The 13,172-nt window shown below is 74.1% G+C and carries 10 protein-coding genes; 5 read left to right on the top strand and 5 right to left on the bottom strand.

Annotated features, from left to right (window positions below; genetic code table 11):
* Positions 1-47 precede the first annotated feature (47 nt).
* Complete coding sequence (locus tag HHL19_RS12410; protein ID WP_169088620.1) at positions 48-1,673, top strand: DUF5691 domain-containing protein; 1,626 nt, start codon at positions 48-50, stop codon at positions 1,671-1,673.
* Between the two features lie 87 nt (positions 1,674-1,760).
* Here the strand turns inward: HHL19_RS12410 and HHL19_RS12405 are convergent, their stop codons facing one another.
* On the bottom strand, positions 1,761-2,168 hold the full coding sequence (locus tag HHL19_RS12405; RefSeq protein ID WP_169088618.1) for a cobalamin B12-binding domain-containing protein: 408 nt from the start codon (positions 2,166-2,168) through the stop codon (positions 1,761-1,763).
* 299 nt (positions 2,169-2,467) lie between these two features.
* Between HHL19_RS12405 and HHL19_RS12400 the strand changes: the two genes are divergently transcribed.
* Together HHL19_RS12400 and HHL19_RS12395 are read left to right on the top strand one after the other, a co-directional pair.
* Positions 2,468-3,277, top strand: a complete 810-nt coding sequence (locus tag HHL19_RS12400; protein WP_169088616.1) for an alpha/beta fold hydrolase — start codon at positions 2,468-2,470, stop codon at positions 3,275-3,277.
* 241 nt (positions 3,278-3,518) lie between these two features.
* The gene (locus HHL19_RS12395; protein ID WP_169088614.1) at positions 3,519-5,054 is read left to right on the top strand and encodes a peptidoglycan DD-metalloendopeptidase family protein; all 1,536 of its coding nucleotides are present in this window, start codon (positions 3,519-3,521) and stop codon (positions 5,052-5,054) included.
* 79 nt (positions 5,055-5,133) lie between these two features.
* On the opposite strand, the gene pcrA is transcribed toward HHL19_RS12395, so the two are convergent.
* Positions 5,134-7,599 (bottom strand): DNA helicase PcrA, encoded by a 2,466-nt coding sequence (gene pcrA, locus HHL19_RS12390; RefSeq protein ID WP_169088613.1) that lies wholly within the window; start codon positions 7,597-7,599, stop codon positions 5,134-5,136.
* Between the two features lie 90 nt (positions 7,600-7,689).
* The gene (locus HHL19_RS12385; RefSeq protein WP_169088611.1) at positions 7,690-8,043 is read right to left on the bottom strand and encodes a hypothetical protein; all 354 of its coding nucleotides are present in this window, start codon (positions 8,041-8,043) and stop codon (positions 7,690-7,692) included.
* Between the two features lie 345 nt (positions 8,044-8,388).
* Here HHL19_RS12385 and HHL19_RS12380 point away from each other — a divergent pair, with 345 nt between their 5' ends.
* Positions 8,389-9,513, top strand: coding sequence for a C40 family peptidase (locus tag HHL19_RS12380; protein WP_169088609.1), 1,125 nt, complete (start codon positions 8,389-8,391; stop codon positions 9,511-9,513).
* Between the two features lie 25 nt (positions 9,514-9,538).
* Here HHL19_RS12380 and HHL19_RS12375 read toward each other — a convergent pair whose 3' ends face one another.
* A complete protein-coding gene (locus HHL19_RS12375) occupies positions 9,539-10,279 on the bottom strand; it encodes a response regulator transcription factor (RefSeq protein ID WP_169088607.1) in 741 nt (246 codons plus the stop codon).
* Positions 10,276-11,556, bottom strand: a complete 1,281-nt coding sequence (locus HHL19_RS12370) for an ATP-binding protein (RefSeq protein ID WP_206324750.1) — start codon at positions 11,554-11,556, stop codon at positions 10,276-10,278. The genes HHL19_RS12375 and HHL19_RS12370 overlap by 4 nt, the downstream gene beginning before the upstream one ends.
* A gap of 157 nt (positions 11,557-11,713) precedes the next feature.
* Here HHL19_RS12370 and HHL19_RS12365 point away from each other — a divergent pair, with 157 nt between their 5' ends.
* Positions 11,714-13,078: a PspC domain-containing protein gene (locus HHL19_RS12365; protein ID WP_169088602.1), complete on the top strand. Its 1,365-nt coding sequence runs from the start codon at positions 11,714-11,716 to the stop codon at positions 13,076-13,078.
* Positions 13,079-13,172: the final 94 nt, after the last annotated feature.

Here is a 13,172-nt window from a genome sequence, read left to right as displayed (position 1 = left end):
CAGGTTCCCGCGCCTGAACCCGCACCCCGTGCGACGGCTCGGTACGGATGCGGGCGGCCCCGAGACCACGACCCGGAGGAACCGTGACGACGACAGACACCGACTGGGACGCCCTGGTCTCCACCGCCCTACTCGGCACCGACCGCCGCCCGCCCTCCGGCGCGCAAGCCGCCCGGACCCTGCTCGACACCGCCGCCCGCCACACCCTCCGCCGCCGCGCAGGCCTCCGCCCCGGCCCCGCGGCCGTACCCCCCGAACCGGCCCCGCACGACCCCCGCCCCGCGCTGCCGGAGGCGGCCCGCCACCGCCTCGACGGCCTGCTGGCGGGCCGGGGGGCCGCCCCCGCCGCCGGCCGCCGCGGCCCCGCGCCGGACCTCGCCGAACTGCTCCCGCAGTGGCTGGCGCTGGCCGGCGAGCGCGGCTACAAGGCGCCGCCGGCCTCCTTGCCGGCCCTCCTCGACGCGGCCAGGGCCCGTACCGATCTCCGCCCGCAGGCCCTGGCGTTCGCCGGACCGCGCGGACTGTGGCTGGCCCGGCTCAACCCGGAGTGGCGGTTCGCGCTGCGCGGCACCGGGGCCGGCGGCGCCCTGCCGGACCCGGGGGACGCGGAAGCGGTGCGGAAGCTGTGGGAGGAGGGCCTGTTCGCCGAGCGGGTCGCCCTCCTCGGAGGCGTACGGGCGAAGGATCCGGCCGCGGGACGGGCCCTGCTCGCCACGACCTGGGACGGCGAACGGGCCGAGGACCGGCTGATGTTCCTGGACTCGCTGCGCGCCGGACTGTCGGCGGCGGACGAGGAGTTCCTGGAGGCCGCCCTCGGCGACCGCAGCCGCAACGTCCGCGCGACCGCCGCCGAGCTGCTCTCCGCGCTGCCGGGCTCCGCGCTCGCGGGCCGCATGGCGGGCCGGGCGCTGACCTGCGTGGGCCTGGACCGGACGGAGCCCGTGCCGACGGTCGTGGTGGAGGCGCCGCACGAGTGCGACGAGGAGATGCGGCGGGACGGCGTGGCCGCGGTGCCCCCGGCGGGCCGCGGCGAGCGGTCCTGGTGGCTGGGCCAGCTGGTGGAGGCCGCGCCGCTGACCTGCTGGCCGGCCCGGTTCGGCGGGCGGTCCCCTGAGGAGATCGTGGCGCTGCCGGTCGCCGACGACTGGCAGCCGGAGCTGCACGCGGCCTGGTGCCGGGCGGCGGTGCGCCAGCGGGACGCGGCCTGGTCACGGGCGCTGCTCGGCGACCCTTCGACACCGCCGGCGACGGGCCCCGGCACGTCCTCGCTGGCCGAGCGGGCCCAGCTGCTGTCGACGCTCGGCCCGGCGGAGCGGGCCGGCTGGGTGGCGGCGTTCGTGGCGGCGCACGGCCTGTCCGAGGCCTTCCAGCTGCTCGGGGTGTGCGCGGTGCCGTGGGCGGAGCCGCTGGGCGAGGCGGTGATCGACGCCCTGGACTCCGCCCGGGACGCGGGCAGCTATCCGTGGAGCTTCAGCGGGGTGATGGGGCTCGCGGAGCGCTGCCTCTCCCCCGCCGCCGCCGGCCGTCTGGCGTCGCTCGCGGCGGCGGTCCCGGAGGCGGAGGACGCCTCTCCGGGCGCGGGCGCCTACTGGTCGGAGGCGTTCCAGCGCCTGGTGGCCACGCTGGAGCTGCGCGCCCGCATGCGTGCGGAGCTGGACGGCCCGCAGGCGTGACGTGGGAGGCCACAGACGCACGGACGGCCGGGAGCCCGTCGGAGGGGGCTCCCGGCCGTCCGGTGCGCACGGTGCGTGCGGCGGCCGTCAGGCGGCCACGCGCACGTTCGCGTTGACCCAGTCGACGATCGACGCGGTCGTCGCGCCCGGCGTGAAGATCTCCGCGACGCCCTTCTCCTTCAGCGGCGGGATGTCCGCGTCGGGGATGATGCCGCCGCCGAAGACCTTGATGTCCTCCGCGTCGCGCTCCTTGAGGAGCTCGATGACCTTGACGAAGAGCGTGTTGTGCGCACCCGAGAGGATCGAGAGGCCGATCGCGTCGGCGTCCTCCTGGATCGCGGTGTCGACGATCTGCTCGGGCGTCTGGTGCAGCCCGGTGTAGATCACCTCCATGCCGGCGTCGCGCAGGGCCCGCGCGATGACCTTGGCCCCACGATCGTGGCCGTCGAGACCCGGCTTGGCGACGACCACGCGGATCGGACCGGTCACACCCATCACTGCCTCCACATGCGACCCCCGCGCGTCTGTGCCGGGGAGGTGAACGAACGTTATCGACAGCATCCCGCAACGGGCCGTTTCGCGGTGCCCGGCGAGGGGGAAATCACACGTGGGACACGTTCGTTCCGCGACCTGCACCGCTCCGGGCCCCCCTCCTGGGCCCTCCAGCCGCCCGCGGGGCCGGTCGTGAAAGGAGCCGCGACGCCGGTCGCCGGGGTCCCGCGCCGTCGTCCGTGCGGCACGGAACCCCGGCGTCCCGGCGTACCGCGCCCCGGACGCCGCGCGGGAGGTCGGCGATGGAGCTCTCCAAGGTCACCGCCCTGCTGAAGGCCACCACCCTCGAAGCCGCGGTCCTCACCGGCCGCCTCGTCCTCTATCCGTCCGGGATCGTCCCGGAGCGCCTCGCCGTCGCGGGCCCGGACGACGCCCCCGTGCCCCTCGCGGACGGCGGCGGCCGTCCGGTGGTGCTGCTGCACGGCTTCGCCGACAACCGCTCCGTCTTCCTGCTGCTGCGCCGCGCGCTCGCCCGGCACGGCCGTCACAGCGTCGTGTCCCTGGACCACTCGCCGCTCACCTGCGACCTGCGAACCGCCGCCGAGGCCCTGGGGCGGCGGATCGAGGCGGTCCTGGCGCGCACCGGCCGGACCGAGGTGGACCTGGTGGGGCACAGCCTGGGCGGGCTCATCGCCCGTTATTACGTACAGCGCCTCGGCGGTGACGCGCGGGTGCGGACGCTGGTCACCCTCGGCACGCCGCACGCGGGCACGTCCGTGGCGGCGCCGCTCGCCGACGCGCACCCGCTGGTGCGGCAGATGCGTCCGGGGTCGGAGGTGCTGCGGGAGCTGGCCGCGCCGGCGCCGGGCTGCCGGACGCGGTTCGTGAGCTTCTGGAGCGACCTGGACCGGATCATGGTGCCGGTGGAGACGGCCCGCCTCGACCATCCCGACCTGCTGGCGCACAACGTGCGGGTGAGCGGCATCGGCCATCTGGCGCTGCCGGTGCACCCGACGGTCGCGGCCGGGATCCTCACGGCCCTCGACGCGGCCGAGGGGGCCGCCGGAGGGACATCCGAAGGAACGGCCGAAGGGGCTTCCTCGGTGGCTTGAACTCGCCAGTCGGCCGCGACACCCCCGGGCTGTTCTTCGAACGTTCCTCGAACACAAGGCCAAGGGTCTGTGCACGAGCTGGCGAAACACTGCCGATTGCCCGTTTCCTGCGCCGCCGAACCCCTCCGAAGATTGTCGGTCCCGTGTACCGCCGGGTACAGTCGCGCCACTGCTTCCCCCCGGGACACCCCTGTCGGGCCCGCCCCGGACTGGTCCTGCTGCCGAGGCGAGAGAGACGTTGGTGAACGACCAGCACCCCCACGCCGGGTACGCCGGAGACGGCGCCCACCTCACCGGCGGCTTCGCGGCCGACCCGCTCTTCGGGGCCTGGTCCGACGCCGGTCGGACGGGCCACAGCGGCCAGTGGGACCTCGGTCAGTACGCCGCCACCGGCGCGTACGACACGACGGGCCAGTGGAACACCACCGGCCAGTGGAGCACCGCCACGGACGCCTACGCGGCGCAGGCCGCGTACGGGCAGCACCAGCAGTACGACACGACCGGCCAGTGGGACGCCTCCGCCTGGACCGAGGCCCAGCACACCGGCCAGTACGAGACCCTGCACTCCGGCGGCTACACGGCGCAGGGCGCGTACGGCCAGGAGACGTACGACGTCACCGGCCAGTGGGCCGCCCCCGCCTTCGCGACCGACACCGGCGCGTACGACGCCACCGCCTGGAACCAGGCCGCGGAGCCGGTCGTCCCCCAGCAGTACGTCCCCACGACCGAACAGATCGACCACACCTCCGAGTTCGAGTTCGCCTACGAACCGTCTCCGGAGCCGGAGACGCCGTACGAGCCGGAGACGCCGTACGAGCCCGAGGCGGCGTACGAGCCCGAGGCGGCGTACGAGCCCGAGGCGGCGTACGAGCCCGAGGCGATGTACGAGCCCGAGACCGACGGCGCGTACGAGGCCGAACCGGGCTACGCCGACGAGACGCCCGGGGCCCACGAGCCCGCCGCCGAGGTCCGTACCGACGCCGCCGCCGGCGCCCGCCCCGTGCGCCGCTCCTCCGGCGGCAGCCGCGCCCGGCGGCGTACCCCCGCCAAGCGCTCCGCGCTGCTGACCGTCGCCGTCCCCTCCGCCTGCGTCATGGGCGTCGCCGGCATCGCGGCCGCCTCCGTCGGCGGGCTCACCGGCGGCGCCGAGAGCCCGAAGCAGAAGGACACCACCGCGCTCGCCGCCGCCGACCCGGCCGCCGTGAAGCAGATGGCGGCCAACACCGCGCTCGACACCCAGCTCAGCGCCCTCGACGCCGACGTCCGCGACTTCGGCGACCGCGCCAGCCGCACCCAGGAGCGCATCGACCTCAAGGCCCGCCAGGCCGCCGAGAAGAAGAAGCGCGAGGAGGAGGCGGCCCGCAAGGAGGCCATGCGCCCCAAGTTCATGCTTCCGGTGAAGCTGCACCAGCTCAGCGCCCGCTACGGCCAGTCCGGCGTCAACTGGATGTCCCTGCACACCGGCATCGACTTCCCCGTGCAGTACGGCACCCCCGTCATGGCCGCCACCGACGGCACCGTCCGCACCCAGTGGAACCCCGCCTACGGCAACATGGCGATCGTGACCGCCGCCGACGGCACCGAGACCTGGTACTGCCACCTCAGCAGCACCAAGATCCGCTGGGGTCAGGTCAAGGCCGGCGACGTCATCGCCTACTCCGGCAACTCCGGCAACTCCACCGGCCCGCACCTCCACTTCGAGGTCCGGCCCGGCGGCGGCTCCGCGATCGACCCGCTGACCTGGCTCCGCAACAAGGGCCTCGACCCCACGAGCTGAGACGCGCACCCCGTACGCATCGGGGCCCGGTCCACTGGACCGGGCCCCGACTCGTACCGCCGTACCGCCGTACCGCCCGCTACAGCTTCTCGACCGGCGCGTACCGCAGCACCAGCCGCTTCGGCTTCTCGTCGCCGAAGTCGATCGTCGCCTGGGCCTTGTCGCCCTCGCCCGTCACCGCCAGGACCGTGCCCAGACCGAACTGGTCGTGGGTGACCCGGTCGCCGACCGTCAGCGAGACCACCGGCCGGTCCGAGCCGGCGCGGCGCGTCGCGAAGCCGGACGGGCCGGAGCGGGCGCGGGAGGAGGAGAGCGAGGCCGTCAGCGAGGAGGCGATCCCCGAGGTCGGACCGGCCGGCTTCGCCACCGGACCCGTCCGCTTCCACTCCAGGTACGCGGGCGGGATCTCCTCCAGGAAGCGGGAGGCCGGGTTGTACGAGGGCTGGCCCCAGGCGCTGCGCATCGACGAGCGGGTGAGGTAGAGCCGCTCGCGGGCGCGGGTGATGCCCACGTACGCCAGGCGCCGCTCCTCCTCCAGCTCCTTCGTCTGGCCGAGGGCGCGCATGTGCGGGAAGACGCCGTCCTCCATGCCGGTGAGGAAGACCACCGGGAACTCCAGGCCCTTCGCGGTGTGCAGGGTCATCAGCGTGATGACGCCGGCGCCCTCCTCGTCCTCGTCGGGGATCTGGTCGGAGTCGGCGACGAGCGCGACCTTCTCCAGGAACTCGGCGAGCGTGCCCGCGCCCTCCTCCTCCCCGCGCTCCTGCTCGAACTCCAGGGCCACCGCGGCGAGCTCCTGGAGGTTCTCGATCCGGGTCTCGTCCTGCGGGTCGGTGGAGGCCTGGAGCTCGGCGAGGTAGCCGGTCCGCTCCAGGACGGCCTCCAGGACGACGGCGGGGCCCGCGCCGGACTCGGCGATGGTGCGCAGCTCGTCCATGAGGACGTTGAACCGCTTCACGGCGTTGGCCGAGCGGGCGGCCATGCCGTAGGCCTCGTCGACCCGCTTGAGCGCCTGCGGGAAGGTGATCTTCTCGCGGAGCGAGAGGGCGTCGATCATCGCCTCGGCGCGCTCGCCGATGCCCCGCTTGGGGACGTTGAGGATGCGGCGCAGCGGGACGTTGTCCTCGGGGTTGGCGAGGACGCGCAGGTAGGCGAGGACGTCCCGGACCTCCTTGCGCTCGTAGAAGCGCACGCCGCCGACGACCTTGTAGGGCAGGCCGACGCGGATGAAGATCTCTTCGAAGACGCGGGACTGGGCGTTGGTCCGGTAGAAGACCGCGACGTCGCCGGCCTTCGCCTCGCCCTTGTCGGTGAGCCGGTCGATCTCGTCGGCGACGAACTGGGCCTCGTCGTGCTCGGTGTCCGCGACGTAGCCGGTGATCTGGGCGCCCGCGCCCGCGTTGGTCCACAGGTTCTTGGGGCGGCGGGACTCGTTGCGCTCGATGACCGCGTTGGCGGCCGAGAGGATCGTCTGGGTGGAGCGGTAGTTCTGCTCCAGGAGGATCGTCGTCGCGTCCGGGTAGTCCTCCTCGAACTGGAGGATGTTGCGGATCGTCGCGCCGCGGAAGGCGTAGATCGACTGGTCGGCGTCGCCGACGACGCACAGCTCGGCCGGGCCGAGGTCCTCGTAGCCGGTGCCGACCAGCTCGCGCACGAGGGTGTACTGGGCGTGGTTGGTGTCCTGGTACTCGTCGACGAGGACGTGGCGGAAGCGGCGGCGGTAGTGCTCGGCGACGTCCGGGAACGCCTGGAGCAGGTGGACCGTCGTCATGATGATGTCGTCGAAGTCCAGCGCGTTCGCCTCGCGCAGGCGTGCCTGGTACATCCGGTACGCCTCGGCCAGCGTCTTCTCGAAGCCGTCGGCGGCCTGGTCGGCGAAGGTCTCCTCGTCGATCAGCTCGTTCTTCAGGTTGGAGATCTTGGCGCTGAAGGACTTCGGCGGGAACTTCTTCGGGTCGAGGTCCAGGTCGCGGCAGACCAGCGCCATCAGGCGCTTGGAGTCGGCGGCGTCGTAGATCGAGAAGGAGGAGGTGAAGCCGAGCCGCTTGCTCTCGCGGCGCAGGATGCGGACGCAGGCGCTGTGGAAGGTCATCACCCACATCGCGTTGGCCCGCGGGCCGACGAGCTGCTCGACGCGCTCCTTCATCTCGCCGGCGGCCTTGTTGGTGAAGGTGATCGCCAGTATCTGGCCGGGGTGCACGTGCCGCGTGCCCAGGAGGTGGGCGATGCGGTGGGTGAGGACCCGGGTCTTGCCGGAGCCGGCGCCGGCCACGATGAGCAGCGGGGTGTCGGTGTGGACGACGGCGGCCCGCTGCTGCTCGTTCAGCCCGTCGAGGAGGGCGGCCGGGTCCACGGCCGGGCGGGGGGCGCCGTCCCGGTAGTACGGGTCGCGGGGCGGGGGCGCGTCGAAGTGCTCCCCGAACAGGTCGTGCGGAACCTCCTCCGCCGGGGCGCCGTGCTCGTCGTCCTCGGGCGGGGGCGGGGCGTCCTCCGGGGAGTGGGACTGGAGGCCGGCCAGGAAGCTGTCGTCAAAGAGGCTGCTCATCGCCTCACGAGTCTAGGACGCCGCGCCGACATCCGGTCCCGCCTTCGTCAGGTCGCGGGCGTGACGGCCCCCACCCCCGGGACGCGCGGCTCAGACCCAGAGGGTCGCGATGAAGATGTTCGCCGTGGTCAGGCCGCCGACGGCGGCGAAGAGGCCCTTGTCGGCGGTCTCGTCGTCGCGCTTGACGTAGACGATGCCGAGGATCACCACCAGGATCGCCAGCTTGATGCCGATCTTGAGGTTGTTCACCGTCTGGTCGTCGGCCTGGTTGAGGCCGACGAGCGCGACGCCGGTGACCAGCATGGTCAGCGCGCCGTGCAGCATGGCGGGCGTGAAGCGGGCCGTGCCGGCCCCGATCGCCTTCATCTGGGTGAGGAAACCGCCCAGGAGGGAGGCGATGCCGATGATGTGCAGCGCGACGAAGACATTGATGAGGACGTCCATGGGCCGGAGCCTAACCGTGCCCCTAGCACCGCTCTCCGGCCGGGTCCACCCACTCCCCCGCTTCGGTCGCCCGCCCCACGGAAACCTTCGCCGACCGCCCGCGCCGGCGAAAGCGAACGGTCTCCGAGGGTCATCGGGCGCCAATAGCGGTCAAACCCCGGCCGGGGCGTGACGCCCGGGTCTAGCGTCCTGCCCCAGGTGGTCGGCGCCCCACCCCGCCGGTCCACCCGGCGGTGCCGGCCACCCCGCCGGAGAACCCCGGCGGCGGCCCGTCTCCCCTGTGCGGTCCGCCGCTGGCTCCGGCCGGCACCGTCCCCCCACAGGGAGAGGATGTGACCCGCCCTCGTGGCAGCGCACCGAAAACCCAGGCCGTCCCCGCTCGGCCGCCCCGCGGCCCGCACGGCCGCCACGCTCGCCCTCGCCTCCGCGGCCACCGCGACCCTCTTCGAGGGCTCCGGGCACGCCGACCCGGCCGGCCCCGGCCGCACCCCCGCCCAGGTCAGGACCGAGGTCGACCGCCTCTACCAGGAGGCCGAGGTCGCCACCGAGCGGTACAACGGCGCGAAGGAACAGGCCGACGCCGCCCGCGTCTCCTACGACCGGCTCCGCGACGAGGCCGCCCGCCGCACCGAGCGGCTGAACACCGCCCGCCGGGGCCTCGGAGCCGTCGCCGCGGCCCAGTACCGGTCGGGCGGCCTCGACCCGGCCGTCCAGCTCGCCCTCACCTCGGACCCGGAGGACTACCTGGAGCGGGCCGCGCTCGCCCGGAAGGCCGGCGACCGGCAGGCCGCCACGGTCACCGCCGTACGCCGGGAGATCGCCGGACTCGCCCAGCTGCGCGCCGAATCCGCCGACCGGCTCACCGCCCTGCGCGGCCACGAGGCCGAACTGCGCCGGCAGAAGGCCACCGTCCTCGACAAGCTCGCCGCCGCCCGCCGGCTCCTCGCCCGGCTCACCGCCGAGGAGCGGGCCCGGTACGAGGCCGCTGTCGCCGCCCGCACCACCCCCACGGCCACCGGGGGCGGCGCCACGGCCCGGGCGGACCGCTCCTCCGGTGACCGAAGCACGGTCACCGGGCCCGGAGCGGGCTCCGCGTCCGCCCCCGCCTCCGCTCCCGCCACCGGCCGCGCCTCGGCCGCCCTCTCCTTCGCCCGCGCCCAGCTCGGCAAGCCGTACGTCTGGGGCGCCACCGGCCCCTCCGCCTACGACTGCTCGGGGCTCACCCAGGCCGCCTGGCGCGCCGCCGGAGTCTCCCTGCCCCGCACCACGTACACCCAGATCAACGCCGGGCGCCGGGTCTCCCGCTCCGAGCTGGCCCCGGGCGACCTGGTCTTCTTCTACTCGGGGATCAGCCACGTGGGCCTCTACATCGGCGGCGGCCAGATGATCCACGCGCCCCGGCCGGGCGCCCCCGTCCGGATCGCGCCGATCGACGAGATGCCCTTCGCGGGCGCCACCCGCGTCGGCTGAGGCGTCTCGGGCCGCCCGAGCCGTCTCAGACCAGACGGCGGGCGGTGGCCCAGCGGGTCAGCTCGTGCCGGTTGGACAGCTGGAGCTTGCGGAGCACCGCGGAGACGTGCGACTCGACGGTCTTCACCGAGATGTACAGCTGCTTGGCGACCTCCTTGTACGCGTAGCCGCGGGCGATCAGCCGGAGCACCTCCCGCTCCCGCTGGGTCAGCCGGTCCAGGTCCTCGTCCACCGGGGGCGCGTCGGTGGACGCGAAGGCGTCGAGCACGAAGCCGGCGAGGCGCGGGGAGAAGACGGCGTCGCCCTCCTGCACCCGGAAGATCGAGTCCACCAGGTCGGTGCCCGTGATCGTCTTGGTCACATAGCCGCGGGCACCGCCCCGGATCACGCCGATCACGTCCTCCGCCGCGTCCGAGACGGAGAGCGCGAGGAAGCGGACCGGGTCCTCGGCGGCGGACATCAGCCCGGCGCAGCGGCGCAGCACCTCGACCCCGCCGCCGCCGGGCAGGTGGACGTCGAGGAGGACGACCTCCGGCCTGGTCGCGGTGATCACGGTGACGGCCTGGTCGACGTCGGCGGCCTCGCCCACGACCTCGACGCCGGTGACGTCGGTCCGCCCGATCTCGGCCTGCACGCCGGTGCGGAACATCCGGTGGTCGTCGACGAGGACGACCCGCACCCGACGCCCGGCACCGCCGGCGCCTCCCGCCGTGCCCGTACCCGTCTCCCCGCCGGCTCCGGCCGTCGTCCCGGTCTCGTCGCTCATCCGTCCGCCCTCTCCATCTCCAGCTCGACCTCGGTGCCCCCGCCCGGTACGGCCCGCAGGCGAGCCGTACCGCCGTTGCGCTGCATCCGGCCGATGATCGATTCCCGTACGCCCATTCTGTCCTCCGGGACCTGGTCCAGGTCGAAACCGGGGCCGCGGTCGCGCACCGACACGAAGACCGTGCGCCCCTCCACCTCGGCGTACACCTGCACCGCCCCGCCCTCGCCACCGTACTTCGCGGCGTTGACCATCGCCTCGCGCGCGGCCTGCATCTGCGCGGCCAGCTTCTCGTCGAGCGGGCAGTCGCCGACGACCACCACTTCGAGCGGCACGCCGTGCTTGTCCTCGACCTCGGCGGCGGCCCGCTTCACGGCCTCGGCGAGGGTCTCGGGCTCCTCGTCCTTGCCGGTGCCCTCGGGCTTGTAGAGCCAGTTCCGCAGCTCCCGCTCCTGGGCGCGGGCGAGCCGGCGGACCTCGCCGGCGTCGTCGGCGTTGCGCTGGATCAGGGTGAGGGTGTGCAGGACGGAGTCATGGACGTGGGCGGCGACCTCGGCCCGCTCCTGGGCGCGGATGCGCAGGGTCCGCTCCGCGGTGAGGTCCTGCGACATCCGTATCAGCCAGGGGCCGGCGAGCAGCGCTATGCCGGTGAGGACGGCGACGGAGGCGGTCAGCGCGGTGCCGATCTGGGCGATCGAGCCGCGCACGACCACGAAGACGGCGAGGCCGGTGCCGACCAGGGCCACGCCGACGAGCCCCCGCACGAGGTGGAAGCCGCGCCGTCGCCGTGTGGCCCCCCGGCCGGTCCAGACCTCGGCGCGGGCGTTGTCCGCCTGGCGCCAGACCAGGACGACGCCGACGCCGATGAGGAGCGTCGGCCACACGTACCGTCCGGTCTCGCCGTCGATCCGCAGGTTCGCGATGAGGACGGACGCGCCGATCGCCAGGGCGACGAGGGCGACGATCTGGCCGCGGTCGGGCTTGCGGAGCCGGCGTCGGCCGTCCTCGGAGAGCTCGAAGAGGGGACGGGACTCGGCCTTGCCGCCGACGCCGAGCGGGACGACGATCCAGAACACCGCGTACAGCAGCAGCCCGAGGCCCTCGGTGAGGACGAGCACCGCGAAGACGGCGCGCACCCACGCGACGGGCAGACCGAGGTGTCCGGCCAGACCGCGCGCGACACCGCCGAGCCACCGCCCGTCGGCGCTCCGGTAGAGCCTGCGCACGGGCGGTTCGTCGGTGTCGGTGACACGGTCGGTGACACGAGCGGTTGCGGACATGCACCGATCGTCACACGCCCGGCGCGTCCGGGGCATCAGGGTCCGCCCTGAGATCGACCCCGGGTTCGCCTCGGGGTGGCGCGGCCGTCGAATATCAGGGTCGTGCCAGGGTCGTTCCCGGTGCCGTCCCGGGGTCACGGGCGGTCACCATGGACGCATGACGAGTTCGACGCCTTCGCAGCACACGCAGGACGAGGCCCCGCCGGCGGCGGGTGCCGCGCCGACCGCTCCCCTGCGCCGCTCGCAGAAGAGCCGCGTGGTCGGCGGGGTCTGCGGCGGCCTCGGCCGGCACTTCGACATGGATCCGGTGATCTTCCGGGTCGTGCTGGCGGTGCTGGCGGTGACCGGCGGGATAGGGCTGGTCTTCTACGGCTTCGCGTGGCTGGTGATCCCGCTCGCGGGCGAGGAGGAGAGCGAGGGCCGGCGGCTGCTGACCGGCCGGGTGTCGGGTGCCTCGCTCGCGGCGGTACTCATGGCGCTTGTGGGCTGCGGCATCTTCCTGTCGACGCTGCGGACGGGCTCGCTGATGGGCTTCGCGGTGACGCTGACGCTGGTGACGGCCGGTGCCGCGTACTGGTCGCAGCGGCGCGGGGTCGACGGGGAGGCCGAGGGCGCCGCGGCGGCGAAGCCCGCGGCCCCGCACGGCCGGGTCCCGGTGCCGCCGGAGACGAAGGCCCCGCCGCTGACGTTCGTCGAGCGGGAGATGAGCTCGTGGTGGCGGGACCCGATCGTGAAGGACGGGTCGACGGGCAAGGTGGCCATCGGCTACCTGTGGGGCCCGCACGGCATCGTCGACGAGCAGGGCCGGGTGGGCGGCGAGGTGCCGAAGCCGGGCAGCCAGTGGGGCCCGCCGGTCGACCCCGGGCGGCCGGCGCCGTCGGTGCGGCGCAGCCCGTACTCGATCGCCGGTCTCGTCGATCTGCTCTCGATCGCCGCCGCGATCACGGGCACGGCCCTGACGTGGGAGTCGCAGCCGCTGGGCACCAGTCTGGCGACGGGTCTCGCGGCCGCGCTCGCGGTGCTCGGTCTGGGTCTGGTCGTCAGCAGTTTCCTGGGGCGCACCGGCTTCGGGACGATCTTCCAGACGGTGGTGACGGCGGCGCTCCTCGCCGGGGCGCTCGCCCTGCCGGACAAGATCACCACGGACTGGACGCGGGAGACGTGGACGCCGGCCTCGGTGGCCGCCGTGCGGCCGCAGTACGACCTGGGCACGGGGGTGGGGACACTGGATCTGTCCCGGCTCGCGGTGCCCGAGGGGAAGACGGTGTCGACGGCGGTGGACGTGGGCGCGGGGAAGCTGGAGGTGATCGTGCCGCAGGACGTGGTGGTGAAGCTCCACGCCCAGGTGGGTCTCGGTGATCTGCAGCTGCCGGGGCAGGCGCCGGACGACATCGACGTCGCCCCGGACCGCGACGAGACGCGGACGCTGAACCCGCCCGCCGGGACGGACCCGGCGGGGACGCTGGACCTCTCGCTGGAGGTCGGACTTGGACAGGTGGAGGTCACCCGTGCTGCTTCATGAGTTCCGTCCCGGCCGGCTGGTCGTCGGCGTGGCCGCGCTCGGCCTGGCGGGGGCGTACGGCGGGGAGCTGGCCGGCTTCTGGTCGGCACCGTGG

The organism is Streptomyces sp. R302 (assembly GCF_012927245.1).
Taxonomy (GTDB): domain Bacteria; phylum Actinomycetota; class Actinomycetes; order Streptomycetales; family Streptomycetaceae; genus Streptomyces.
This window is presented reverse-complemented; position numbering and strand designations above follow the sequence as displayed.